Origin of the sequence: Sphingomonas sp. AAP5, assembly GCF_004354345.1 — a bacterium.
Taxonomy (GTDB): domain Bacteria; phylum Pseudomonadota; class Alphaproteobacteria; order Sphingomonadales; family Sphingomonadaceae; genus Sphingomonas; species Sphingomonas glacialis.
In genome coordinates this window covers 3,751,070-3,773,978 of the sequence record NZ_CP037913.1, presented here as the reverse complement: position 1 = coordinate 3,773,978, position 22,909 = coordinate 3,751,070, and the positions used below count along the sequence as shown (strand labels likewise).

26 protein-coding genes are annotated in these 22,909 nt (G+C 67.1%); 15 read left to right on the top strand and 11 right to left on the bottom strand.

Going from position 1 to position 22,909, the window contains the following annotated elements; all coding sequences use genetic code 11:
- Window position 1 precedes the first annotated feature (1 nt).
- From thiD to glmM, 3 genes are all read right to left on the bottom strand, one after another.
- Window positions 2–781, bottom strand: a complete 780-nt coding sequence (gene thiD, locus E2E30_RS17495; RefSeq protein ID WP_133191640.1) for a bifunctional hydroxymethylpyrimidine kinase/phosphomethylpyrimidine kinase — start codon at window positions 779–781, stop codon at window positions 2–4.
- Entirely contained in the window at window positions 778–1,008 is a 231-nt protein-coding gene (locus E2E30_RS17490) for a DUF1272 domain-containing protein (RefSeq protein ID WP_133191639.1), read from the bottom strand. Before E2E30_RS17490 ends, thiD begins: the two co-directional genes overlap by 4 nt.
- 159 nt (window positions 1,009–1,167) lie before the next feature.
- Window positions 1,168–2,508 carry a phosphoglucosamine mutase gene (glmM, locus tag E2E30_RS17485; protein WP_133191638.1) on the bottom strand — a complete coding sequence of 447 codons (1,341 nt, stop codon included), beginning with the start codon at window positions 2,506–2,508 and terminating at the stop codon, window positions 1,168–1,170.
- Between the two features lie 74 nt (window positions 2,509–2,582).
- Between glmM and E2E30_RS17480 the strand changes: the two genes are divergently transcribed.
- The gene (locus tag E2E30_RS17480) at window positions 2,583–3,866 is read left to right on the top strand and encodes a dicarboxylate/amino acid:cation symporter (RefSeq protein WP_133191637.1); all 1,284 of its coding nucleotides are present in this window, start codon (window positions 2,583–2,585) and stop codon (window positions 3,864–3,866) included.
- Here the strand turns inward: E2E30_RS17480 and E2E30_RS17475 are convergent.
- The 8 genes from E2E30_RS17475 to E2E30_RS17440 all read right to left on the bottom strand — a co-directional run bounded on the left by E2E30_RS17475 (window position 3,863) and on the right by E2E30_RS17440 (window position 10,181).
- Window positions 3,863–4,606 carry a sigma-70 family RNA polymerase sigma factor gene (locus E2E30_RS17475; RefSeq protein ID WP_133191636.1) on the bottom strand — a complete coding sequence of 248 codons (744 nt, stop codon included), beginning with the start codon at window positions 4,604–4,606 and terminating at the stop codon, window positions 3,863–3,865. The genes E2E30_RS17480 and E2E30_RS17475 overlap by 4 nt on opposite strands.
- Window positions 4,603–6,654: a flagellar biosynthesis protein FlhA gene (gene flhA, locus E2E30_RS17470; protein WP_133192176.1), complete on the bottom strand. Its 2,052-nt coding sequence runs from the start codon at window positions 6,652–6,654 to the stop codon at window positions 4,603–4,605. The genes E2E30_RS17475 and flhA overlap by 4 nt, the downstream gene beginning before the upstream one ends.
- A gap of 49 nt (window positions 6,655–6,703) precedes the next feature.
- A complete protein-coding gene (locus tag E2E30_RS17465) occupies window positions 6,704–7,606 on the bottom strand; it encodes a lytic transglycosylase domain-containing protein (RefSeq protein WP_133191635.1) in 903 nt (300 codons plus the stop codon).
- Window positions 7,607–7,666: 60 nt separating this feature from the next.
- On the bottom strand, window positions 7,667–8,017 hold the full coding sequence (locus tag E2E30_RS17460) for a flagellar protein FlgN (RefSeq protein WP_133191634.1): 351 nt from the start codon (window positions 8,015–8,017) through the stop codon (window positions 7,667–7,669).
- A complete protein-coding gene (locus tag E2E30_RS17455) occupies window positions 8,014–8,301 on the bottom strand; it encodes a flagellar biosynthesis anti-sigma factor FlgM (protein WP_133191633.1) in 288 nt (95 codons plus the stop codon). Before E2E30_RS17455 ends, E2E30_RS17460 begins: the two co-directional genes overlap by 4 nt.
- Before the next feature lie 94 nt (window positions 8,302–8,395).
- Entirely contained in the window at window positions 8,396–8,941 is a 546-nt protein-coding gene (locus E2E30_RS17450; protein WP_206365609.1) for a flagella basal body P-ring formation protein FlgA, read from the bottom strand.
- On the bottom strand, window positions 8,938–9,528 hold the full coding sequence (locus tag E2E30_RS17445; protein WP_133191632.1) for a flagellar motor protein MotB: 591 nt from the start codon (window positions 9,526–9,528) through the stop codon (window positions 8,938–8,940). The genes E2E30_RS17450 and E2E30_RS17445 overlap by 4 nt, the downstream gene beginning before the upstream one ends.
- The gene (locus tag E2E30_RS17440) at window positions 9,525–10,181 is read right to left on the bottom strand and encodes a motility protein A (protein ID WP_133191631.1); all 657 of its coding nucleotides are present in this window, start codon (window positions 10,179–10,181) and stop codon (window positions 9,525–9,527) included. Before E2E30_RS17440 ends, E2E30_RS17445 begins: the two co-directional genes overlap by 4 nt.
- Window positions 10,182–10,464: 283 nt before the next feature.
- Between E2E30_RS17440 and flgB the strand changes: the two genes are divergently transcribed.
- From flgB to E2E30_RS17370, 14 genes are all read left to right on the top strand, one after another.
- Window positions 10,465–10,815: a flagellar basal body rod protein FlgB gene (flgB, locus tag E2E30_RS17435; protein WP_133191630.1), complete on the top strand. Its 351-nt coding sequence runs from the start codon at window positions 10,465–10,467 to the stop codon at window positions 10,813–10,815.
- A gap of 1 nt (window position 10,816) precedes the next feature.
- Window positions 10,817–11,224, top strand: a complete 408-nt coding sequence (flgC, locus tag E2E30_RS17430) for a flagellar basal body rod protein FlgC (RefSeq protein ID WP_133191629.1) — start codon at window positions 10,817–10,819, stop codon at window positions 11,222–11,224.
- Window position 11,225: 1 nt separating this feature from the next.
- Window positions 11,226–11,909, top strand: coding sequence for a flagellar hook assembly protein FlgD (locus E2E30_RS17425; RefSeq protein ID WP_133191628.1), 684 nt, complete (start codon window positions 11,226–11,228; stop codon window positions 11,907–11,909).
- Window positions 11,910–11,951: 42 nt separating this feature from the next.
- Window positions 11,952–13,199, top strand: a complete 1,248-nt coding sequence (locus tag E2E30_RS17420) for a flagellar hook protein FlgE (RefSeq protein ID WP_133191627.1) — start codon at window positions 11,952–11,954, stop codon at window positions 13,197–13,199.
- Between the two features lie 23 nt (window positions 13,200–13,222).
- Window positions 13,223–13,966 (top strand): flagellar basal body rod protein FlgF, encoded by a 744-nt coding sequence (locus E2E30_RS17415; protein WP_133191626.1) that lies wholly within the window; start codon window positions 13,223–13,225, stop codon window positions 13,964–13,966.
- 14 nt (window positions 13,967–13,980) lie between these two features.
- Window positions 13,981–14,769, top strand: coding sequence for a flagellar basal-body rod protein FlgG (gene flgG / locus E2E30_RS17410; protein ID WP_010184707.1), 789 nt, complete (start codon window positions 13,981–13,983; stop codon window positions 14,767–14,769).
- Between the two features lie 11 nt (window positions 14,770–14,780).
- The gene (locus E2E30_RS17405) at window positions 14,781–15,467 is read left to right on the top strand and encodes a flagellar basal body L-ring protein FlgH (RefSeq protein ID WP_133191625.1); all 687 of its coding nucleotides are present in this window, start codon (window positions 14,781–14,783) and stop codon (window positions 15,465–15,467) included.
- A gap of 119 nt (window positions 15,468–15,586) precedes the next feature.
- The gene (locus E2E30_RS17400; protein WP_354288133.1) at window positions 15,587–16,669 is read left to right on the top strand and encodes a flagellar basal body P-ring protein FlgI; all 1,083 of its coding nucleotides are present in this window, start codon (window positions 15,587–15,589) and stop codon (window positions 16,667–16,669) included.
- Window positions 16,666–17,016 (top strand): rod-binding protein, encoded by a 351-nt coding sequence (locus tag E2E30_RS17395; protein ID WP_133191624.1) that lies wholly within the window; start codon window positions 16,666–16,668, stop codon window positions 17,014–17,016. Before E2E30_RS17400 ends, E2E30_RS17395 begins: the two co-directional genes overlap by 4 nt.
- Window positions 17,013–18,359, top strand: a complete 1,347-nt coding sequence (gene flgK, locus E2E30_RS17390; protein WP_133191623.1) for a flagellar hook-associated protein FlgK — start codon at window positions 17,013–17,015, stop codon at window positions 18,357–18,359. Before E2E30_RS17395 ends, flgK begins: the two co-directional genes overlap by 4 nt.
- A gap of 8 nt (window positions 18,360–18,367) precedes the next feature.
- Window positions 18,368–19,282 (top strand): flagellin N-terminal helical domain-containing protein, encoded by a 915-nt coding sequence (locus E2E30_RS17385; RefSeq protein WP_133191622.1) that lies wholly within the window; start codon window positions 18,368–18,370, stop codon window positions 19,280–19,282.
- 172 nt (window positions 19,283–19,454) lie between these two features.
- The gene (gene motA, locus E2E30_RS17380; RefSeq protein WP_133191621.1) at window positions 19,455–20,318 is read left to right on the top strand and encodes a flagellar motor stator protein MotA; all 864 of its coding nucleotides are present in this window, start codon (window positions 19,455–19,457) and stop codon (window positions 20,316–20,318) included.
- A gap of 286 nt (window positions 20,319–20,604) precedes the next feature.
- Window positions 20,605–21,510: a flagellar motor protein MotB gene (locus E2E30_RS17375; protein ID WP_133191620.1), complete on the top strand. Its 906-nt coding sequence runs from the start codon at window positions 20,605–20,607 to the stop codon at window positions 21,508–21,510.
- Entirely contained in the window at window positions 21,510–22,904 is a 1,395-nt protein-coding gene (locus tag E2E30_RS17370) for a glycosyltransferase (RefSeq protein WP_133191619.1), read from the top strand. The genes E2E30_RS17375 and E2E30_RS17370 overlap by 1 nt, the downstream gene beginning before the upstream one ends.
- Window positions 22,905–22,909: the final 5 nt, after the last annotated feature.

Sequence of the window (22,909 nt, the reverse complement as noted above, 5' to 3'; positions counted from 1 at the left end):
GTCAGCCCTCCAGTTCTTCGAACGGATTAACCCCGAGCGAATGCCCCATCGGCCCATGACCCTGACCGAGGCCAGGCGCTGAAATCAACGCGATGCGCACGAATCGAACGGCTTGGCGAAAGGCCGCTGAGATATCGAGACCTTGTGCCAGCCCGCACGCCAGCGCGCTGGCGAAGGTGCAACCGGTGCCGTGGGTGTCGTCGGTATCGATGCGTTTCGCTTCGAGCCGATCGATTTCACCGGTCGGCGACAGCAAACGATCGACGATCCAATGTCCGTCGGAATGACCACCCTTGGCGACCAAGTGGCAACCATGCGCGAGCACCGCCCCCTCACCGCCAAGCGCGGCTAGTTCGGGCAGATTGGGCGTTACCACAGAAGCGAGCCTCATCAGCCGCTCGAACGCCGCAATCGTCTCCGCATCGGCCAGCACATCGCCACTGGTCGCGACCATGACGGGATCGAAAACGATCGGCACGTCGAGCTTTTCCAACACATCCGCCACCGCATGCGCGGTCGCCGCCGATCCGATCATCCCGATCTTCACCGCATCGACGCCGATATCCGACACGCACGATTCGATCTGCGCGATCACCATGTCGGTCGGCACTGGAAGCACCGCTTGGACGCCAAGCGTATTCTGCGCGGTGATCGCCGTGATCGCGGTCATCGCATGGCCGCCGAGCATCGTCACCGTCTTGATGTCGGCCTGGATCCCGGCGCCACCGCCCGAATCCGAACCGGCGATGATCAGGATGCGCGGCGTAGCAGCGCGGCTCATTGCGGCCGCTTGAAGCGCCGCACGGTCGAGGCGGGGTGCCGCTCGAGCAAATCATCGACGCGCGCGGGGCGATCCATCAGCTCGCCGCCGCAATTGGGGCAACGGTCGTCGGCCTTTTCGGCGCATTGCGCGCAAAAGGTGCATTCGAACGAACAGATGAAAGCCCCCGCCTCATCGGCCGGGAGATCGGTGCCGCACCGTTCGCAATCGGGGCGCATTTCGAGCATCGTGTTTTCCTTTTCCCCTCGGCCTCTCCTGATCCCGCCCGCTTACGGGAGGGGCTAGGGAAGGGGCTGTCCTAGCAAAGAGGCAGCATCGCATGCCGCACTGCCCTCCCCCAGCCCCTCCCGCAAGCGGGAGGGGAGCAGAAAGACGGGGGAGAGCTTTCAGCCAGCCGCGACGCGCACCGCTTCGCAGATCCGATCGACCACCGCTTCGACCTGCGCGGGGTCGTCGCCCTCGGCCATCACGCGGATCACCGGTTCGGTGCCCGACGGACGGATCACCAGCCGCCCTCTGCCCTTCAGCTCGACCTCGGCCTGCGCGATCACCGCCTTGACCGCCGCGTCGTCGAGCGGCTTGCCACCCGCAAAGCGCACGTTCTTGAGCAATTGCGGCAGCGGCTCGAAGCGATGCAGCAGCTCGCTCGCCGGTGCCCCCGCCCAGGCGAGCTCGGCGAGGATCTGCAGCGCCGCGACAAGCCCATCGCCGGTCGTCGCATAATCCGACAGGATGATGTGCCCCGACTGCTCGCCGCCGACATTGTACCCCTGCGCGCGCATCGCCTCGAGCACGTGGCGATCGCCCACGCTCGTGCGCACCATGCCGATACCCTGCGCCGCAAGGTGCCGCTCGAGCCCGAGGTTCGACATCACCGTCGCGACCAGCCCGCCATTCTTCAACCGCCCGCTGCGCGCCCAGCCACTTGCGATCGTCGCCATCAGCTGGTCGCCATCGACGACATGGCCCTTTTCATCGACCACGATCAGCCGATCGGCATCGCCGTCGAGCGCAATGCCGAGGTGCGCGCCCGTCTTCACGACGGTTTCGCACAGCAGCGTCGGCGCGGTCGAGCCGACCCCGTCATTGATGTTCTTGCCGTTCGGCGTGACACCGATCGCGACGACCTCGGCCCCCAGCTCCCACAAGGCGGTCGGCGCGACACGGTACGCCGCGCCATTGGCGCAATCGACGACGATCTTCATCCCGTCGAGACGCATATTCTTGGGGAAGGTCGATTTGGCGAAATGGATGTAGCGCCCCTGCGCATCGTCGACGCGCCGTGCGCGACCGATTTCGGGGGCGGGCGAAAGATCGATGTCGCCGTCGATCAACGCCTCGATCGCGAGTTCGTCGGCGTCCGAAAGCTTGTAGCCATCGGGCCCGAACAGTTTGATGCCGTTGTCGAAATACGGATTGTGGCTCGCCGAGATCATCACGCCGAGATCGGCGCGCATCGACTGCGTCAGCATCGCGACGGCGGGCGTCGGCATCGGCCCGAGCAGCACGACGTCCATCCCGACCGAGGTGAACCCGGCGACCATCGCCGATTCGAGCATGTACCCCGACAGCCGCGTATCCTTGCCGATCACGACGCGGTGGCGGTGATCCCCGCGCCGGAAGTGCGCGCCCGCGGCCATCCCGACCTTCATCGCCATCGCCGCGGTCATCGGCGTTGCGTTGGTGAGTCCACGAATCCCATCGGTGCCGAAATATTTTCTTGCCATGCGCGCGCGTCCATTCGGTTATGCGGGTTCCTCTTTGGGGCGTTCGACCGCGTCCCGCAATGACAAGGGCGAGCATGTCGGCGAAGTTGAACACCCCATCGACCCGGATTTTGCTGTCGCTCGTGGCCGGGCTCGCGCTCGGCACCGCGCTCGCAGCAGGGCTGCCGGGCGCCGTCCCGACCGTCACGGCGATTGCCGGACCGATCGGTTCTGCGTGGCTCAACGGCTTGCAGATGACGGTCATTCCGCTCGTCTTCGCGCTGCTCGTCACCGGGATCGCCGAGACGACAGCGGCGGCGCAAAGCGGTGCGATCGCCGCGCGCTCGATCGCGATCATCCTCGTCGTGATGATCTCGAGCGCGGTCGCCTCGGCGATCCTCACGCCGCTGTTCCTCCGCATCGTGCCGATGCCCGCTGCATCGGCCAAGGCGCTGCGGGGTGCGCTGGTCGATGCAGCGCCCGCCGGCCCGGTGCCGCCGCTCGGGGAATTCCTCGCCGGCATGGTGCCGAGCAACGTCGTCGCCGCTGCTGCCAACGGCGCGTTCCTCTCGCTGATCCTGTTCGCGCTTGTCTTCGCCTTTGCGCTCACCAAGATCGATCGCACCGGCCGCGACATCCTGACGAGCTTCTTCGCGGCGATCCGCGATGCGATGCTGGTGATGATCGGCTGGATCATCTGGATCGCGCCGATCGGCGTCTTCGCGCTTGCGCTGAGCGTTGCAGCCAAGACCGGCACCGCCGCGGTCGGCGCGCTGTTCCATTACGTCGCGACGGTCTCGGCCGTCGGAATCGTCGTCAGCCTGTTCGCGCTACCGCTCGCGGTGTGGGGCGGACGGATCGCGCTTGGCCGCTTCCTGCGGGGCTCGGCACCCGTGCTCGCGGTCGCGCTCAGCACGCAAAGCTCGCTCGCCAGCCTTCCCGCGATGCTGCGCAGTACCGAGGCGCTGGGCGTTCCCGTCGCCACCTCGGGCGTGGTCCTGCCGCTGGCCGTCGCGATGTTGCGTGCGACCGGGCCAGCGATGAACCTCGCGGTGGCAATCTACGTCGCTTCGTGGTTCGGCGTGCCGCTGACCTTCGCGACGCTCAGCGCGGCGACCGCGATCGCGGTGCTCACCTCGCTCGGGTCGGTCAGCTTGCCGGGGCAAGTGAGCTTCATCAGCGCGATCGCGCCGCTCGCGGTAACGCTTGGCGTGCCGGTCGCGCCGCTTGGGCTGCTCGTCGCGGTAGAGACGATGCCCGATATCTTCCGCACGCTCGGCAACGTCATCTTCGACATGGCGGTCACGCTGACAGTCGCGGCGCGGAGCACCGCCACGCCCGAAACCGCTGCCGATGCGCTGCTGCGCGATCCCGCCTAGCGGCGCAGCATGGCTTTCTTGAGCCGGGCGTGCGCCGACGCCTTGATCTGGCACACCCGCGCCGCGCCGACACCGATCACCGAGCCGATGTCCTCGAGGTTGAACTCCTCGACATAATACAGCTGGATCACCAACGCCTCGCGCTCGGGCAAGCTGGCGATCGCGGCGATCAGCGTGTCGCGCTCCTGCTCGTCGGAGAGGTGGGCGAACGCGTCGGGCTCCTCGCTCGCGAACCACGGGCCCTCGTCCGAATACACATCGTCGATCGGCTCCATCCGCACCGGCTGGGCATTGGCGTAATCGAGCCGCAGCTTTTCGGGCGTCACGCCGATCCGCGCGGCGACGAGCGCCGCATCGGGCGCATGGCCGAGTTCGGTGGTCAGCATCGCGACGGTCTCGGCATACAGGCGTTTCCTTTGCATCGCGCCGCGCGTGATCGTCGCGCTGCGGCGCAGCGCGTCGATCATCGCGCCGCGCACGCGCGTGGCGAGATATTGTTCGAAGGTCACTTGCCCGCGATCCTCGAACGCAGCGGCCGCTTCGACCAGCGCGACCATCCCGGTCTGGACGAGATCCTCGACCTCGACCGCCGACGACATGCTGCCATGGATATGCCGCGCGATCCGCCGGACGAGCGGGAGATGCTTGCGCGCCAGCACGTTCATGTCGGGCGCGGCGGTGCGGCCATAAACGAGCGGCTGGGCATCGGCGAAAAGCGCGGGGTTGGGTTGTGCGGTCATGCTGGGAGCGCTCCGGCTGCGCCGATCACGGCGACGACTTCGACCGATTTGTCCTCGGGGACTTCGAAGAAGCTCATCACCGGGATATCGGGCAGGCAGGTCTTGACGAGCTTGCGGATCGCGACGCGGATCGCGGGCTGGACGACGAGCGCGAACGGCTTGGCTTCGTTGATCAGCGGCTGCGCGGCATTCTGCAGCGCATCGACGATGCGGCGGCCGAGATCGGGCTCGATCGTATGGCGCTTCGACGGATCGCCGCGCATCGCCTGGCCTAGCAGCCCTTCGAGCTGCCCCTCGAGCGTCATCACGCGCAGCGGCTCGCGCACGCCGCACAGCTTGCCGATGATCAGCCCGCCGAGCGCCGGGCGGATCATCTCGATGATCTCGTCGGCATCGAGCGTCTTCTGCGCCGCGACCGCGATCGCGGCGGCGATGCGGCGGAATTCCTTGAGCGGCACGTTCTCCGCGAGCAACCCGCGCAGCACCTGGGTGAGCGTGGTGAGCGGCAACGGATTGGGCGAGAGCGACGCGACCAGGTTCGCCGCGCGCTCCTTGAGCCCGTCGAGCAGCGCCTGGACTTCGTCGGGGCCGAGCAGTTCGGACGCATGGACGCCGAGCTGATGGTTGAGATGCGTCGCCATCACCGTGCCCGGATCGACCACGAGATAGCCCGCGCCGGTCGCGGCATCGGCGTCGCTCGGCGCGATCCACACCGCGTCGAGCCCGAAGGTCGGGTCCTTGGCGCGCTTGCCCATCAGCCCGCCGACCGCCTGGCCGGTATCGAGCGCGAGCATCTCGTCGGGCGAGACGCTGTCCTCGCCGACGACGACGCCGCCGACGATGATGCGATAGGCGAACGGCGCGAGGTTGATGTCGTCGCGCACGCGGACCTGCGGAATGACGAAGCCCATGTCCTTCGACAGCTGACGCCGCACCCCCGTGATCCGCCCCATCAGCGGCGCACCGCGACGCTCGTCGACCAGCGGCACCAGGCCATAGCCGATGTCGAGATTGACCTGCATCGTGTCGGCGACTTCGTCCCAGCCGATCTTCGAATAATCGATCGGCTCGGCCGGCACGATCTCGACCGGCGCGGGGCGGCGCGAGGCCTGGCGCATCTTCCACGCGGCAAAGCCGGCAAGGCCAGCGGCAGGCAGGATGATGAGGTGCGGCATCCCCGGCATCACGCCGAGCAGCCCGAGGATGATCGCGACCGGGGTCCAGGTCCGCGCCGAGCCGAACTGGCTGCCGATCTGGCCCGCGAGATCCATCGTCGACTGGACGCGGGTGACGATCGCGGCAGCGGCGATCGACAGCATCAGCGACGGGATTTGGGCCACGAGCGCATCGCCGATCGCGAGCAGCACGTAATTGTGCGCCGCGGCCGCGATCGTCATGCCGTGGCTGACGGGACCCAGGATCAACCCGCCGACGATGTTTGCGGCGAGGATCAGCAGGCCAGCGACCGCGTCGCCTTTCACGAATTTCGACGAACCGTCCATCGAGCCGTAGAAATCGGCCTCGGTCGCGACTTCGACGCGGCGCAGCTTGGCTTCCTCCGGCGTGATCAACCCGGCGTTGAGATCGGCGTCGATCGCCATCTGCTTGCCCGGCAGCGCGTCGAGCGTGAAGCGCGCCGACACTTCGGACACGCGACCCGCGCCCTTGGTGACGACGATCATGTTGATGATCACGAGGATCGCGAAGACGAACAAGCCGACGACATAATCGCCGCCGATCAGGAAGGTGCCGAACGCCTCGATGACATGGCCAGCGGCGCTCTCGCCCTCATGCCCGTGGACCAGCACGACGCGCGTCGAGGCGACGTTGAGGCTGAGGCGGAACAGCGTCGCGAACAGCAGGACGGTCGGAAAGGCCGAGAAATCGAGCGGCTTCTGCGCATTCAAGCTGACCATCAGCACCGCGAGGCTGATCGTGATGTTCATGATGAAGAACACGTCGAGCATCGCCGCCGGGATCGGCACGACCATCAGCACGACGAGCAACAGGATCGCGACGGGGAGCGCTGCCGAACGCAGCAGCGGCAGGATCCCGCCCGCCTTTCCGGCGGGAGCTGTCAGAGCAATCGCCACTTAGTTACGCCCCCATCTGCGCGAGCAACATGTACGCGAGCCGCGCGTTCGCCGGCGTCGGACGGAGCAAGCTGGCGGCTGAGTTCGATGCCATCTGCGTCGTCGAGCTGCCCATCGCGCCGCCCAAGCGCTCGAGCGTCGACTGCGCCCAGATCGTCGCGTCCGAGGTCGAGGTTTCGGCGTTGCCGGGGATGACGTCGGCGCCCCACGAACCAAGCCGCGTCGCGGCAAGGCCCGACGTTGCGGGTGCGCTGGCGCCCTCGATGCTCTTGCCGAGCTTGGCCGAGAAGCGGCTGTAAATGTCGGAGAGCGATCGCGCGCTGCCATCGGAATTGAAGAACACGCCGCGATTTGCGCGTGCGGCGGCGGGGAACATCGCCGCGCCGCTCTTGTCGGGATTGGCCTGCATCGTCGTCAGGAACGAGCGCGCGCCGCCGAGACCGAGGAAATGCGCCATGTAGAGATCGGTGCCGGTCGCGGTTCGCCCGGTCGCGCTTTCGAGCGCATCCTTATTGTCGCTGGCATGTTCGGCCGCCATTAGCGACGCCGCCGCCGGATCGTTGCGCAGCGCGAGGATCGCGCGCTTCATCGTCGGATCGGAGACCGTGGCATGCCCGCCGGCACCCGTCGTAATCGCGTTGGCGGCCCAGGCGAGGCCGTTCTCGGCGCCGTGCGCTTTCACGACGCGCAACCAGCTTTGGTCGACGAACTGGTACAGCCCGCGCGCACTCGACGTCCCGGCCTTGGCCGAGGCATTCAGTCCGCTCTCGAGCTTGGCTTGCCCCAGCAGATAGTTGAAGTCGATGCCGGTCTTCTGACTGGCATTGGCGATGGCGTTGCGGATCGCACCGCCAGCGCCGGTCGCATCGACCGCCCCGTTCAGAATGGAAAGTGGATTGAAAGGCATCGGACCCCTGCTTGCGCGTCTTCACGGCAAGCACAGCAAGGGTCGTGCCAAGATGCTTAATCAGGCGTAAGCGGCGAGCCCCATGCCGGGGCGATAGACCGTTCCGGGGCCCGACCCGGTCGCGACACCGGCAGACCCGGTCAAGGTTTGCAGGCGGCGGCGAACATTTGCCGCCATCAGATTGACGTAGATCCGGCAGGTTTCGTTCAAGCGATGCGCTTCCTCGGCAAGCGCGCGCAGCTCATCGCCGGCGGGCGCCTGGCCGAATGCGGCAACCGCCTCGATCGCGGCGAGCTTGTCGGCGGTCGCGCGCTCGAGCGCGGCGACGTCGTTGACCTTCAACGCACCGATCTCGGCATGGAGCGCTTCGATCACGCCGATCAGCGCGTCGCGCCGCGTCGGGACGCTCATTTGTTCGGGCTCCAATACAGTTTCAAAGCGAGCATCCGGTCGGCAATCGTTTCAGGGGAGATCGGGTACGTTCCGTTGCGCACCGCACGGCGGACTTCGTCGACGCGCTCGGTCTCGGCGGCGCTTGGCTTGCCGAAGTCGAAGGCGATCGCCGACAGCTCGCGCTGCTGGGCCACCGCGTCGCTCCGCCGCTCGACCGTCGCCGCGGGCTTTGCTGCTGCGGCTACCGGCACGACCAGCCGGTCGTGCGGTGTGACTGCCTTGGATCCGATTGCATCTACCATGTCTGCACCTTCGCGGTTCTCGCTGACATAGAGAGGAACGACCGATGCGCGCGGACCTTAAGAAAAGATTTCGCGCTTTTTTTGGCGGTGCCGCTTATTCGGTCCAGCCCGGCAGCGTCGCGCGGCCGCTGTCGATCGCGACCGCCTGGATCGGTGCCTTGGCGGCGTCGATCTTGACGAGGAAGCGCCCGCCCGCAACGGCATCGCCGACCGCAATGCCGTCGCGCGTGATCGAAAAACCGCGCGACCCCGCACTGATCGTCACCGGATCGCCGCGCTTGATGACATAAACGGGGCGCGCCGCGCTGACTTCGCTTGGCGTCAGGACGAGCGGCGCGGCACCCTTGGGCGCCGCCACGGGCAGCTTCATCGGCACATACATCCGCCATTCGGGCCCGGTGCACGTCACGACGACGGCATCATGCACCTCGGAGCGCCACGCCAGCGACACCATCGGACAAGCGGCCAGCTTCAGTCGGCTGTCGATCGGCGTGCGCGCGCCCCCTTCGTCGCCAATGCCGTGCCCGGCAAAGGCGGTCACGGCGCGGTCGAGCGCGGTGGTATCCTGGAAGGCCCGCGGCGCTGTCGCGGCGAGCGGCGCGGCGACGGCGAGCAAGAGCAAGGGGAGACGACGAATCATCGCGGGGTCCTTTGAGGCGGCAAATTGGGGTTGCCGGGCGGCAAGCGCGTGCCGGCCCCGGCAAAGCCGGTGGAAACAGTCACCGATCGGCCCAGCGGTCGCGCGGTGGAGACGATCGTGAGGCGATCGGCGGGAACGGCATGCGCGACGAGCAGCAGCGTCGCCACCGCGCGCGCGCGATCGGCGGCGAGCATCGCGCCGCTCCCGGTCACGGGGTCGACATCGCCAGGCGAGCCATCGACCGCGCCGGCGATCCGCAAGGTCACCCGGCGGTCGCGCGTTGCCTCGCGCGCCCAGGCAATCAGCGCATCGGGCGACTGCGTCGCCACTGCCGAGCCCGGCGCAAAGCCGCGCAACGCGCCGACCGACACCGCGATCGGATCGGCGGGCTCGGTCCGCGCGCTGTCGCGCACGCCGAAACCCTCGCGCAGGCCCTTGGCGAGCGCATGCCGGTCGAGCGTCTGGCTCGCCTGGAGAAACACGAAAAATCCGATCAGCAGCAGCGCCAGATCGGCGAGCGTCATCAGCCACACCGGCCGGCTCGAACCGAGCTCGGGCAGCGCGTCCTCGAAGGCAGCTACGGTCATGCGACTTCCATCAGCGCGGCACCGCGCGGACGCTCGCGCGCGGCGAGCGCGATCAGCGGCGGATCAAGCCGCAACCGCTCGATCGCCTCGTCGCGCGCCTGGCGGCGCAGCCGCGCGGCGATCGGCGCGAGGACGAGGTTGGCGAGCACCGCGCCATAAAGCGTCGCGAGCAAGGCAACCGCCATCGCCACGCCGATCGCGGCGGGATCCTGCATCTTCACGAACATGCCGACGAGGCCGATCAGCGTGCCGACCATGCCCATCGCCGGCGCGGTCTCGGCCGCGCCCGACCACAGTTCCGCAGACGCCACGGCGCGTTCGGTGCGCGCGCGGCGGCGCTGGCGGAGCAGTTCGGCGACATCCTCGGGCGTCGCGCCGTCGACGATCGCGGCGACCGCGGCGGCGATGTCGGGGTCGGCGATGACGGAGCGGTCGAGCGCCATCACGCCGTGGCGCTTGGCGATGCGGCCGAAGGCAGCGATCTGGTCGAGCAAAGGATCGGCATCGAACCGCGCCCCGGCAAGTGAGCCGAGCGCGGCAAACCCGCCCGCCAAGTCGCGCGCCGGCGTGCGCAGCACCATCGCCGCGAACGTCCCCCCACCGACGATGGCGAAAGCGAGCGGATCGAGAAAGGGGGCAAGGAGCGCTGTCATCGCGCTGTGCATTGCAAGGCGCGGGCCAGTTTCACCCCCGCGTCGCCCCGGCGCAGGCCGGGGCCGCCATGGGACCGCGCACGGCGTCACCCGCGCGCTACGCCGGCTCTCTCATGTCGCAGCGGCCCCGGCCTGCGCCAGGGCGACGACCGGCAATCGTATTGCCGCCTTCCGGCAAGCGTTTGCCGCCCGCTCCCGCCGAATGCCGCATTTCACGCCCATACTCCATTTGGCACGCCCCTTGCTGATACCCCTTCGCGCAATAAGGCGCTGGAGACGGGCGATGCCCAACGACAGTTTGTTCGGAGTACATGGGTCAGCCCTCGAAGTGCGTTCGCAGCGCATGGGCGTGCTCGCGTCGAACATCGCCAACGCTTCGACCCCGGGCTTCAAGGCGCAGGACGTCGATTTCCACACCGCGCTCGCCGCGGTCGAAAATGCTGGCGGCGGCAATGCGAGCATCACCGGCGCGCTGCAATATCGCGTGCCCTCGCAACCTTCGCTCGATGGCAACACCGTCGAGCTCGCGACCGAGCAGACCGCCTTTGCCGAGAACGCCGTCGCCTATCAGACGACGCTTTCCTTCCTCAACGGGCGGATCAGCCAGATCACCCGTGCACTGCGAGGCGAATAGAATGGCCGATCCTCTCACGATCTTCCAGGTCGCCGGGCGCGCGATGTCCGCGCAGCTCGTGCGGATGAACACGACCGCGTCGAACCTCGCCAATGCCGGCTCGGTCACGACCAGCGCCGAGACCGCCTACCGCACGATCAAGCCGATCTTCCGCACGCAGTACGACAAGGCCTCGGGCCTCGCGACGGTCAACGTCGAAAGCATCGTCACCGCCGGCGAGACGCCGTCGAAGCATTACGATCCGTCGCATCCGCTCGCCGACAAGGACGGCAACGTCTGGGAATCGGCGGTCGATGAGACGCGCGAACTGGTCGACATGATGGAGACCTCGCGCACCTACCAGAACAATGTCGAGGTCATGCAGACGGCAAAATCGCTGATCCTCGATACCCTCAAGATGGGACGCTAACATGGCCAGCACCTTCGATTCCACGCTCTCCAGCCTCGGCATCAGCGCGACGAAGTCGACTTCGGCCGCAGCGGCCACCGCCAAGTCGACCTCGCTTGGCACGTCGGATTTCCTCAAGCTGCTCACCGCGCAGCTGCAGAACCAGGATCCCTTCTCGCCGACCGACAACAGCCAGATGGTCGCGCAGCTCGCGCAGATCACCAGCACCTCGGGCATCGCCGACATGGGCACGACCTTGAAGGCGATCCAGACCAAGCTCGGCGCCACCAGCACCGCCGACGCGCTGTCCTATGTCGGCAAGACGATCCTGACCGAAGGCAGCACCGCCTACGGCCGGACCAGCGGCGGCATCGCCGGCGCGGCCGAGATCGACGGTGATGCGAGCGCAGTCCGCGTCGCGATCAAGGATGCCAACGGCCAGTTGCTCAACACGCTCGACCTCGGCGCGCAGAAGGCCGGCACGATCAATTACGACTGGGACGGCAAGACCGCGAGCGGCACCGACGCCGGCGCCGGCCCCTTCACCGTCTCGATCAGCGCGAGCAGCGCCAGCGGCAGCGTCGCCGGCCGCAATCTGGTGTGGGCGCCGGTCTCCACCGTTTCGGTTCCCGCCACTGGCAGCCCGACGCTCACCGTCCCCGGTGTCGGCCAGGTCGCGTTGAGTGCGATTCGCCAAGTCGGCTGACGCCCTTCCCCCGCTTTCTTCCCAGATTTTCAGGAGTCCGCCATGTCCTTCTACACCTCGCTCAGCGGCCTGCAGGCCGCGCAGACCGAACTCTCGACCGTGAGCCACAACCTCGCCAACGTCTCGACCGACGGCTTCAAGAAGAGCCGCACCAATTTCGCCGACGTGATCGCCTCGAGCATCGCGACCGATCCGACCAAGCTCGTCGGGTCGGGCGTGGTCGTCAAAGCGAACCAACAGCAATTCACCGAGGGTAATCTCAAGACCACCGGCGGCGCGCTCGATCTCACGGTGACCGGCGACGGCTTCTTCACGGTCAAGACCGCCGGGCTCAATCCCACCACCGCCTATACCCGCAACGGCGGCTTCAAGGTCGATCCGGCGACGCACAACATCGTCGACGCGCAAGGGTCGGCGCTGCTCGGCTATCCGGTCGATGCCAAGGGCAACGCCACCGCAACGGGCGCGGCGGGGCTGAGCGCGCTCAACCTGGCCGAGACGAGCGGCACCCCGGTGGCGACCGGCAAGGTCGCGCTCGGCGTCAATCTCTACGCCGCCGCGAGCGTGCCGTCCGCGACGTTCAGCCCGACCAACGCCGCGAGCTACAACAGCACGACGACGTCGACGATCTACGATTCGTCGGGCAAGGCGAGCACGCTCACGAACTATTACGTCAAGACCGCGGACAATGCCTGGACGGTGCACAGCTTTGCCGGCGACAAGGAATTGACCGTCGGCGGATCGACCGCGGGAACGCCCGTGACGTTCGGCAGCGACGGCAAGCTCACCGCGCCGACCGCGGCGATCGCCTATGACGCCTTCATGCCCGGCACCGGCGGCGTCTCGCAGACGCTGACGGTCAATCTGGCGGGTTCGACGCAAGCCTCGACGGCGTTCGCGGTCAATACGCGCAGCGTCGACGGGTCTTCGGTCGGCATGCTCGCCGGCGTGTCGGTCGATACGCAGGGCATCGTCTCGGCCAATTACTCGAACGGCGACACCGTCGCGCTCGGCAAGGTCGCGCTCGCCAATTTCGCCGATCCAACGGGCCTTCGCCAGATGGGCAACAGCTATTGGTCGGCGAGCGGCGTTTCGGGCCAGGCGACGCTCGGCGCCGCCAACGAGAACGGCTTCGGCTCGATGCTGTCGGGCACGCTCGAGGGGTCGAACGTCGATATCACCGAGGAACTGGTCAATCTGATCGCGGCGCAGCGCAACTTCCAGGCAAATGCCAAGGCTCTCGATACCGCCAGCCAGATCTCGCAGACGATCATCCAGATCCAGGGCTGATCGGGAGGCGATTGGAGTAGCGCATGGACAAGCTGGTTTACACCGCGGCCTCGGGGCTCAAGGCGCATCTCGCGTCGCAGGCCGCGATCGCCAACAATATGGCGAACGCCTCGACGATCGGTTTTCGCGCCGATCGCGTCGTGTTCGACCGGCTGTCCTTGCAAGGCTCCGATTTCGACACGCGTACGCCCGCGTCGGCCGAAGTGGTCGATGCCGATCGCAAGGCCGGCACGATCCAGCAGACCGGGCGTCCGCTCGACGTCGCGGTGGCGAGCGACAGCTGGCTGACCGTCCAGGCGACCGACGGGACCGAAGCCTATACGCGCCGCGGGGATCTGGAAATCGCGCCTTCGGGCGTGCTCCAGACCGGCGACGGCTTCCCGGTGATCGGGTCGGGGGGCCCGATCACCATCCCGCCGGCACAAAGCGTCAGTATCTCGCAGAGCGGCGAGATCTCGATCATTCCGATCGGCGGCGACATCAAGAGTCCGCAAGTGATCGACACGCTCAAGATCGCCAGCGCCAAGGGGTCGGACACCGTCAAGGGCACCGACAATCTGCTCTACGTGCGCGGCGGCGGGGTGCTCCCCGCCGATGTCGACGCCAAGATCGAGAGCGGCGCGCTCGAGGGATCGAACGTCAACATGACTCAGGCGCTGGTCGACATGATCGAGAACCAGCGCAGCTACGAGGTCCAGGCCAATCTGATGAAGTCGGCCAAGGACATGGATGAATCCAGCGCATCGCTGATGCGGCTGCCAAGCTGAAGAAGGAATAGACCATGGGTAGTGCAGCCATGCAGATCGCGCGGACTGGGATCGATGCCCAGGACATGCGCATGCGCGTCATCTCGAACAACCTCGCGAACGTGAACACCACGGCGTACAAGAAGGACCGCGCCGCGTTCGAGACGCTCGCCTACCAGACGGTGACCGCGCCGGGCGCGCCGAGCTCTTCGGAATCGAAATACGCGACCGGGCTCAACCTCGGCACCGGCGTCAAGATCCAGGGCACCGCGCGGATCGATACGCAAGGGTCGTTCCAGCAGACCAACAACAGCCTCGACATGGCGCTCGACGGCGATGGCTATTTTCAGGTCCAGCTGCCCGGCGGCACGCTCGGCTACACCCGCGCGGGCAATTTCTCGCGCAGCCCCGAAGGGCTGCTGGTGACGAGCGAGGGCTATCAGGTCCAGCCCGGCATCACGATCCCCGAAGGCGCGACCGCGATCACCGTCGGCACCGACGGCACCGTCTCGGCGACCGTCCCCGGCCAGTCGGCCTCGACCCAGCTCGGCCAGATCCAGGTCGCGAGCTTCCCCAATGCCGCGGGCCTGCTGTCGAAGGGCGACAATTACCTCGCCGAGACTTCGGCCTCGGGCGCGGCCAATCTCGGCATCGCGGGACAAGAAGGCCGCGGCAACATCCGCCAGGGGCAGCTCGAAGGATCGAACGTCAACGTCGTCGAGGAGCTCGTCGACATGATCGAGACGCAGCGCGCGTATGAGGTGAATTCGAAAATGATCACCGCGACCGACGAGATGCTGAAATATGTTAACCAAAATCTGTGATGGTTAACACCATGACATCCTTCTCTCTCCGAATCGCCTGCGTCCTGACGCTCGCTTTGGTGCCGACGGTCGCGCAAGCGAACCTGTTCGGCGGCAAGAAGAAGCCTCCGGTCGATTTCTCGGCGGCACTCCCCGCAGCCGAGCCCGAGGCGCCGCTGGTGGCGAACGGGTCGATCTTCCAAGCGAGCACTGGCTATGCCGCGCTTTACGAAGGCACGCGCGCGCGCCGCGTCGGCGATCCGCTGACGATCGTGCTGGTCGAAGCGACCGCTGCGTCGAAATCGGCCAATTCAAAGCTCGGCTCGAGCGGCGGCCTCAGCCTGATCCCGCCGACAACCGGCCGGCTCGCGCTGTTCCAGGGCACCGACGTGTCGATGAGCGGGTCGCGCAATTTCAACGGCAGCGGCGCCGCCGACCAGTCGAACAGCCTGTCGGGCGAAGTCAGCGTGACGGTGAGCAAGGTGCTCTCGAACGGCACGATGCTCGTCCAAGGGCAGAAGCGCGTCACGCTCAACCGCGGCGACGAGTTCGTCCAGATCAAGGGGCTGGTCCGCTCGGCCGATATCGACGCCAACAACCGCATTCCCTCGACGCGCGTCGCCGACGCGCAGATCGCCTATACCGGCAAGGGCGACGTGGCGCGCGCGAGCCGCCAGGGCTGGCTGAGCCGCTTCTTCTCGGTGGTGAGCCCGTTCTGATGACCCTTTCGCGCGCCCTCCCCCCCGTCACCCCCGCGAAAGCGGGGGTCCCGCTTCTCCTTCGGACCGCGGGCAAGAAGCGGGACTCCCGCTTTCGCGGGGGTGACGGCTGGAAGCTGGTGCTCGCTTTCCTTTTCGCCGTGCTGTTTGCCACCCCCGCCTCGGCCGACCGGATCAAGGATCTCGGCGGCTTCCAGGGTATCCGCACCAACCAGCTGACCGGCTACGGCATCGTCGTCGGCCTGCCCGGCACGGGCGACGACAATCTGGAATACACGATCCAGTCGATGAAGGCGGTCGCCTCGCGCTTCGGGCTGCAATTGCCCGCAAACGTCAACCCCGGCCTCAAGAACGCTGCCGTCGTGATGATCACCGCCGATCTGCCGCCCTTCGCCAAGCCCGGCCAGAAGCTCGACATCACCGTCGCCTCGATGGGCAAGGCCAAGTCCTTGCGCGGCGGCGCGCTGATCATGACCCCGCTGCTCGGCGCCGATAACCAGATCTATGCAATGGCGCAGGGCAATCTCGCGGTCGGTGGCCTCGGTGCCGAGGGCAAGGACGGCTCGACGATCGTCGTCAACATCCCCTCGGCGGGCCGCATCCCCGAAGGCGCGACGGTCGAGCGCGCCGTCGCGACCGGGTTCGAGAACACGCCCACCCTGACCTTCAACCTCGCACGCGCCGATTTCACGACGGCGCAGAACGTCGCCGGCGCGATCAATTCGCGGCTCGGTGCGGGCACCGCGCAGGCGACCGATGCCGTCTCGGTCGCGGTCCGCGCGCCGGTCGGCGGCGACATCCGCGCGACGCTGATGAGCGAGATCGAGAACCTCGACGTCGTCTCGGCCGAACCCTCGGCAAAAGTAATTGTTAATGCCCGGACGGGAACGGTCGTTATCAACTCTGCGGTCCGCGTCGGCACCGCCGCGGTGACACACGGCAAGCTGACGGTGCGGATCGACGAAACCGAGAAGGTCAGCCAGCCCTTGCCATTCAGCCAGGGCCAGACCGCCAAGCAGCAAAAGTCCGCAGTTGCGGTCGACGAGGAAAAGCACCCGATGTTCCTGCTCGAGCCCGGCCCCAAGCTGTCCGACGTGGTCAAGGCGGTCAATGCGATCGGCGCCTCGCCGGCCGATCTGGTCGCGATCCTCGAAGCGCTCAAGGAAGCCGGCGCGCTCAAGGCCGAGTTGATCGTGCTATGAGCGACGTTCCCGCCATCACCCCGATCCCGGGCCCGACGACAGGCATCAGCGTCGACACCAGCCGCTTGCAGAGCCGCGCCAACCTCGAGGCCGCCGGCAAGAAATTCGAAGCGGTGTTCACCGGCATGATGGTCAAGTCGATGCGGTCGACGCATCTCGCCGAGGATGGCCTGTTCGGCTCGAAGGGCATGGATACCTTCAAGGAAATGCAGGACACGCAAGTCGCGCAGAACATGGCCGAGCATGCGCCGCTCGGCATCGGCAAGGCGATGACCGCGTTCCTCGCCAAGTCGCAGGCCGCCCTGCAGCCCGCCGCCGAGCCACCGGCTGAGGGCAAGACGCCGTGAGCGACCTGCTCAGCATCGGCGCGAGCGGGGTGAAGGCGTATCAGACCGCGCTCACCACCGTATCCGAGAATATCGCGAATGCCGCGACGCCGGGCTATGCCAAGCGGACCGCGGATTTGCGCGAAGTCGCGCCCGCGCTCGGCATCGCGAGCGGCAGCAAGATCGCGGTCGGGCAAGGCGTCATCGCCGCCGGAATTACGCGCTCGGCCGACTCGCTGCGCGCCGCCGACGTACGCAACGCCAGCGCCGATCTCGCGCGGACCGACACCAGCGTCGAATGGCTCGGCCGCATCCAGAGCGCGCTGACCGGCAACCAGGTCGGCGAGCAGATCACCGGCTTCTTCAATTCGGCCAAGACCGTCGCCGCCGATCCCACCGCATCGGCGCCGCGCGCAGCGATGCTCGAACAGGCCAAGACCGTCGCCGCCAGTTTCACTGCAACGGGCAACGCGCTCGACAGCCTCGACGCCGATCTCGATACGACCGCGACGCAGGCGGTGACGACACTGACCGCGCTCGGCACCGCCCTCGCCAAGGTCAATGACGGGCTTGGCCGCGTACAACCCGGCTCGAACGGCGCGGCGCAACTCGCCGACCAGCGCGATTCGATTCTCAATCAAATGAGCGCAATCAGCGATCTCTCGGTTTCGACCGACTCGGCCGGGCGCGCGAGCGTGAAGTTCGGCAACGGCGGCGGCCCGACGCTCGTCGCGGGCAACCAGTCGGCAAGCGTCGGCTTTGCGCGTGGCACCGACGGGACGGTCGCCTTCACCGTTCAAGCCGCCGACGGCGTGGCGCCGGTGACCTCGTCGGGCGGCGCGCTTGCAGGCGTGGTCGAGGCCGCAGCGCGGATCGCCGATGCCCGCATCCAGCTCGGTGGGATCGCCAGCGCCTTCACCAGCGGCGTCAACGCCGTCCAGGCGGAAGGCAGCGACCTTACGGGCACTGCCGGCGCAGCGCTGTTCGCGACCGGCAGCAGCGCGACCGACATCACCGTCGCACTCACCGACCCGAACGGCATCGCCGCCGCCGCCAAGGGCGCGAGCCCGCGCGACAACAGCAACCTCGCCAATCTCGCCACGTTGCGCACCACCGGCGCGTTCGAGACCAAGGCTACCGCGCTCGTCTCGAGCAACGCCGCCACGCTCGCCAGCCGCCAGCAAGTCGCGACAGCGCAAGGGTCGATCCGCGACAATGCAATTGCCGCGCGCGACGCCGTATCGGGGGTCAACCTCGATAGCGAAGCGGTCGACCTGCTGCGCTTCCAGCAAGCCTATTCGGCGTCAAGCCGCGTGATCCAGGTCGCGCGCGACACGCTCCAGTCGATCCTCGACATCCGCTAGGACCCGCCATGCAGATCGGCACCAGCCAATTCTACGATACCGGAGCGTCGCAGCTGTCGAAGCTGTCGGCCAAGGCCGACACGCTCAACACGCAGATCGCGTCGACCAAGAAGTTCACCGATCCGTCCGCCGACGTGGTCGCGTACAACCGCCTTTCCACGATCAAACAGGCGACCGCCGACAGCAAGGCCTATGCCAGCAACGTGAGCATGGCGACATCGCTGCTGCAGCAGTCGGATTCGACGCTGAGCGCGATCGGCACCCAACTCCAGCAGGCGGCCGAGCTTACCACGCGAGCCGCGAACGGCACGCTCAACGACACCGACCGCAAGGCGATCGCGATCCAGCTGCAGAGCATCCGCGACGATCTCGTCAATCTGGCTGGAACAAAGGATGCGCGCGGCCAGCCGCTGTTCGGCGCGGCGACTGGCACAAATGCGGTGACCCAGGCCGCCGACGGCACGGTCAGCTTCGGCGGCACGGGCGAAGTCTCGGCGATCCCGATCGCCGACGGCACCAACATCCAGGCGACCGACAGCGCGCAGCGCGTGTTCGGCAACATCCCGACGAGCGGCGGCGGCACGACCGATGCGTTTGCGGTGCTCGCGAACTTCATCTCGGCGCTCAACGCGGGCGGCGACATTTCGAGTGCTGCGGGCACGGCGGCCGATGGACTGAAGGGCGCGATGACGCAGGTCAACGCGGTCCAGGGCTCGGTCGGCGCGCGCGCGGCGCGGCTCGACATCGTCTCGACGCAGTCGACCGACGCCGCCAGCGCGCGCGAGCTCGATCGCTCGGCGCTCGAGGATACCGACCTGTCGAGCGCGATCGCCGAACTGCAGAAGACGATGACGGTGCTTTCGGCAACGCAAGCAAGCTTCACCAAGCTCGGCTCGCTCTCGCTGTTCGATTACCTGAAATAAGCCGGTCTTCCGCCGGGAGCGCAAGCGATCGGCGCGGCTCGCCCCGCTCCTGAGGGCGATCGGGGTAAAACAAACCTTCGTTGGTTAACTGGTTGAACACCAATCCCCGCTAAGCCGTCATCATAGTCCGCAGGTCCACCCGACCCGCGTCAGCCAGGGGCCACCGCCACTCATGTTTCCGGTCATCGGCATAGTCGTTCTTCTCGTGATGATCTTCGGCGGTTTCGCGATCACCGGCGGCGCGCTCGGCCCCGTGATGGAGGCCATCCCGCACGAGATGCTGATCATCGGCGGCGCCGCAGTCGGCGCGCTCATCATCGGCAATTCGATGAAGGAGCTGAAGGCGCTCGGCGGCGGGTTGATGAAGGTCTTCAAGGGCCCGAAATACAAGAAGCAGGATTATCTCGACGTCATCTTCCTCGTGTCGAAATTGATGAAGATGCTGCGCACCGAAGGCCCGATCGCGCTCGAACCGCATGTCGAGGATCCCGCTTCCTCCGCAGTGTTCGCCGAATATCCGCGGCTGCTGTCGGATCATGCGCTGACCAACCTGATCGCCGATACGCTCCGGCTCGTCGTCGTGTCGTCGGGCACGCTCGACGTCCATGCTGTCGAGGACGTGATGGACAATATGATCAAGACCCACCACCACGAGGTCGAGGGCCCGCAAGGCACGATCGCGACGCTCGCCGACGCGCTCCCCGCGCTCGGCATCGTCGCGGCGGTGCTCGGCGTGGTCAAGACGATGGGGTCGATCGACAAGCCGCCGGCGATCCTCGGTGCGATGATCGGCTCGGCGCTGGTCGGCACCTTCATGGGCGTTCTGCTCGCCTACGGCATCGTCGCGCCGCTCGCCAATCGCCTCAAGCAAGTGCTCGATGCCGATGGCGCGATCTACCATGTCGTCAAGCAGATCATCATCGCCTCGCTCCACGGCCACCCGCAGCCGCTCGTCATCGAAGCAGCGCGCTCTGGCATCGCGCATTCGAACCAACCCGGCTTCGCCGAGGTGTTCGACGGGTTGCGGGGGCGGTAATCGTGACGGATCTAACGCGAAGCCGCGAAGGCGCGAAAAAGACTTTCACGCGGAGACGCGGAGACGCGGCGGCGTCGCACGTCGTTGCTTCGGCAGCGCTGCACCATTGCCGTGCGGAAGACGACAGCGCGCTGGCGCGCGCGCATCCTGCTTTGCGGGAACTGCGCGCTCTGCGCTGCCGCGCAAACGCCTCCTTCTTCCTCCGCGTCTCCGCGGCTCCGCGTGACTCCTCTCCGCTTCGCGCCTTCGCGCCGTCGCGTGAGCCCCTTCCGACAGGCCGACGCTGATGGCCGCCGCCCGCGCCCCGCACGGCGCCAACGTGCCGCCCAAGATCATCTACAAGAAGATCTATATCGAGGGTCATGGCGGCCATCACGGCGGCGCATGGAAGGTCGCCTATGCCGATTTCGTGACGGCGATGATGGCATTCTTCCTGCTGATGTGGCTGCTCGGTGCGACCAATGAAAAGCAGCGCAAGGCGCTCGCCGATTATTTCTCGCCGACGCTCGTCCAGATGAAGGAAAACAGCGCGGGCTCGAACGGCATCTTCGGTGGCGATTCGATGACGTCGAAGGACAATTACGCACACCGCGCCTCGCAGACCGGCACGCGCTCGATGACGATCCCGGTCGAGGCGATCGGCGGCGACCAGGTCGGCACCGGGCAGAAGGGCACGCTCAAGGACAAGGCGCTGACGACCGAGGATCGCAAGAATTTCGAGGCGATGAAGCACGCCATGACCAAGTCGATGGCGACCAACCCGGCCCTCGCGCGCCTCTCGAACCATGTCCGCTTCGTCAAGACCAATGACGGGATGCGGATCGATCTGCTCGACGATGCCGATTATTCGATGTTCGATCTCGGCACGACGCAACTCGATCAGCGCGCGTCGGCGCTGCTCGGAATGATTGCCAAATCGATCAAGGGCACCGACAACCCGATCATGATCCGCGGGCACACCGACAATCTGGGCTATGGCGATCCGCTCGCGATGAACAATTGGATGCTGTCGAGCGCGCGCGCCGAAGCGACGCGGCGCCGGCTCGCCGCGGGTGGGTTGCCCGACACGCGATTCAACCGGATCGAGGGCGTCGCCGACCGCGAGCCGATGATCAAGGACAATCCCTCCGATCCGCGCAACCGCCGCGTCGCGATCACCTTGCTCTACCGAGTGACTGCTTTCGGGCAGTGATGCCGCGCAGGACCCAGATCGAGCGCTGGACCAGATGGAGCGTCCAGGCGGCGCTGGGGCTGCTGCTGCTCTACGGTCTCAGTTCGATCCCCGATCTGAACGCGCGATGGGGCATCACTGTCGCTTCGATCGGCGCGGTCGCCGGCTGGATCGCCCTCGCCGCAACCGGGTTCGACATCCTGCGCGAGCGCCCCGGCATCGGGCCGCTCGCCGCGCTGGCGACGACGCTCGTGGTGGTCCGCAGCGTCTTCGCGTTGCTTGCCGTCGGGCGCACATCGACCGGCGACCCCAACGCCTATCTCAATCTCGCCAAGGGCCTGCTCGCTGGCCACGGGCTGGTAATCCACGATCCGTTCTTCGGCTCGGCGTGGCGTGCGCTGTTTCCGCCGCTCTATCCGCTGCTGCTGGCAGGCTGGGGCGCGGTTTTCGGGTTCGACACGGCCGCTGTGTTGACGCTCGGCACGCTGACCGATGGTGCGACGGCATGGCTGCTCTTCGTCCTGGGGTCCCGGCTCGGCAGTGCAGTGGCCGGACGCCGCGCCGCCTGGCTCTATCTGATCTGGCCGTCGGTGCTGTTTTCGGCGCCGCTTGCGCAGAAGGAGTCGCTGTGCGCGCTGCTCGTCCTCTTGCTGGCGCTCGCCTGGATCGATCGCCGCGCGGGCTGGCGCGGTGCGCTCGCGCTCGGGGTTCCGGCCGGGTTGCTCGCGCTGACGCAGCCGGGCGAGGCGCCGCTCGCCGCTGTGTTCGGGTTGGTGCTCGTCGGCCGGATCGGGCTGTGGCCGATGCTGCGCGCGGGACTGCAAGGCGGCGTGGTCGCAGCGGTGGTGCTGGTGCCGTGGTGGGTGCGCAACTGGGCAGTGTTCCACGCTTTCGTCCCGCTCACCACCGCGAGCGGCGCGAGCCTGTGGATTGGCAACAATCCCGATGCGACGGGCAATTGGCAACCGCCGCCGCCCGCCCTCAAGGGGATCCCCGAGCTCGCTTACGGCAAGCGCATCGGCGCGATCGCGGTCGAGTGGATCCGTACGCATCCGGTCGGCTTCGTCCGGCTGACGCTGACCAAATTCGTCCGCGCGTCGGGCATTGCGCAGTTCGGCGTGACGCGGCTCGTCGCGATGGGTCCGCCGGTGCCACGCGTGCTCGCCGCCGCCCTGTGGCCGCTGTCGATGCTCGCGCATCTCGCCTTGCTCGGCGGCGCGGCGTTCAAGCTCGGACCGCGCCTGCCCTTCACGCTCGTGCTGCTGATCGCCGCCTGCGGGCTGCAATTGCTGCTGTTCGGCGTGTGGTTCGAATTCGGGGAACGCCACCGCGAATTCGTCACGCCGTTCCTCCTGCTCGCTTTATGCTGGTCGTTCGCGGCGCCAGCGGTTGAGAAAGCGCCTGCGACCCCCTAGCTTGG

Coding starts and splice junctions, on each gene's coding strand:
- E2E30_RS17420 (WP_133191627.1), top strand. CDS start 11,952: ATGTCCTTCTACACCTCGCTCAGCGGCCTGCAGGCCGCGCAGACCGAA.
- E2E30_RS17465 (WP_133191635.1), bottom strand. CDS start 7,606: ATGCCTTTCAATCCACTTTCCATTCTGAACGGGGCGGTCGATGCGACC.
- flgG (WP_010184707.1), top strand. CDS start 13,981: ATGGGTAGTGCAGCCATGCAGATCGCGCGGACTGGGATCGATGCCCAG.
- motA (WP_133191621.1), top strand. CDS start 19,455: ATGTTTCCGGTCATCGGCATAGTCGTTCTTCTCGTGATGATCTTCGGC.
- E2E30_RS17455 (WP_133191633.1), bottom strand. CDS start 8,301: ATGGTAGATGCAATCGGATCCAAGGCAGTCACACCGCACGACCGGCTG.
- glmM (WP_133191638.1), bottom strand. CDS start 2,508: ATGGCAAGAAAATATTTCGGCACCGATGGGATTCGTGGACTCACCAAC.
- E2E30_RS17475 (WP_133191636.1), bottom strand. CDS start 4,606: ATGACCGCACAACCCAACCCCGCGCTTTTCGCCGATGCCCAGCCGCTC.
- E2E30_RS17370 (WP_133191619.1), top strand. CDS start 21,510: ATGCCGCGCAGGACCCAGATCGAGCGCTGGACCAGATGGAGCGTCCAG.
- E2E30_RS17490 (WP_133191639.1), bottom strand. CDS start 1,008: ATGCTCGAAATGCGCCCCGATTGCGAACGGTGCGGCACCGATCTCCCG.
- flgB (WP_133191630.1), top strand. CDS start 10,465: ATGCCCAACGACAGTTTGTTCGGAGTACATGGGTCAGCCCTCGAAGTG.
- E2E30_RS17405 (WP_133191625.1), top strand. CDS start 14,781: ATGACATCCTTCTCTCTCCGAATCGCCTGCGTCCTGACGCTCGCTTTG.
- flgC (WP_133191629.1), top strand. CDS start 10,817: ATGGCCGATCCTCTCACGATCTTCCAGGTCGCCGGGCGCGCGATGTCC.
- E2E30_RS17480 (WP_133191637.1), top strand. CDS start 2,583: ATGTCGGCGAAGTTGAACACCCCATCGACCCGGATTTTGCTGTCGCTC.
- E2E30_RS17460 (WP_133191634.1), bottom strand. CDS start 8,017: ATGAGCGTCCCGACGCGGCGCGACGCGCTGATCGGCGTGATCGAAGCG.
- E2E30_RS17450 (WP_206365609.1), bottom strand. CDS start 8,941: ATGATTCGTCGTCTCCCCTTGCTCTTGCTCGCCGTCGCCGCGCCGCTC.
- E2E30_RS17395 (WP_133191624.1), top strand. CDS start 16,666: ATGAGCGACGTTCCCGCCATCACCCCGATCCCGGGCCCGACGACAGGC.
- E2E30_RS17440 (WP_133191631.1), bottom strand. CDS start 10,181: ATGACAGCGCTCCTTGCCCCCTTTCTCGATCCGCTCGCTTTCGCCATC.
- E2E30_RS17425 (WP_133191628.1), top strand. CDS start 11,226: ATGGCCAGCACCTTCGATTCCACGCTCTCCAGCCTCGGCATCAGCGCG.
- E2E30_RS17385 (WP_133191622.1), top strand. CDS start 18,368: ATGCAGATCGGCACCAGCCAATTCTACGATACCGGAGCGTCGCAGCTG.
- thiD (WP_133191640.1), bottom strand. CDS start 781: ATGAGCCGCGCTGCTACGCCGCGCATCCTGATCATCGCCGGTTCGGAT.
- E2E30_RS17415 (WP_133191626.1), top strand. CDS start 13,223: ATGGACAAGCTGGTTTACACCGCGGCCTCGGGGCTCAAGGCGCATCTC.
- E2E30_RS17445 (WP_133191632.1), bottom strand. CDS start 9,528: ATGACCGTAGCTGCCTTCGAGGACGCGCTGCCCGAGCTCGGTTCGAGC.
- E2E30_RS17375 (WP_133191620.1), top strand. CDS start 20,605: ATGGCCGCCGCCCGCGCCCCGCACGGCGCCAACGTGCCGCCCAAGATC.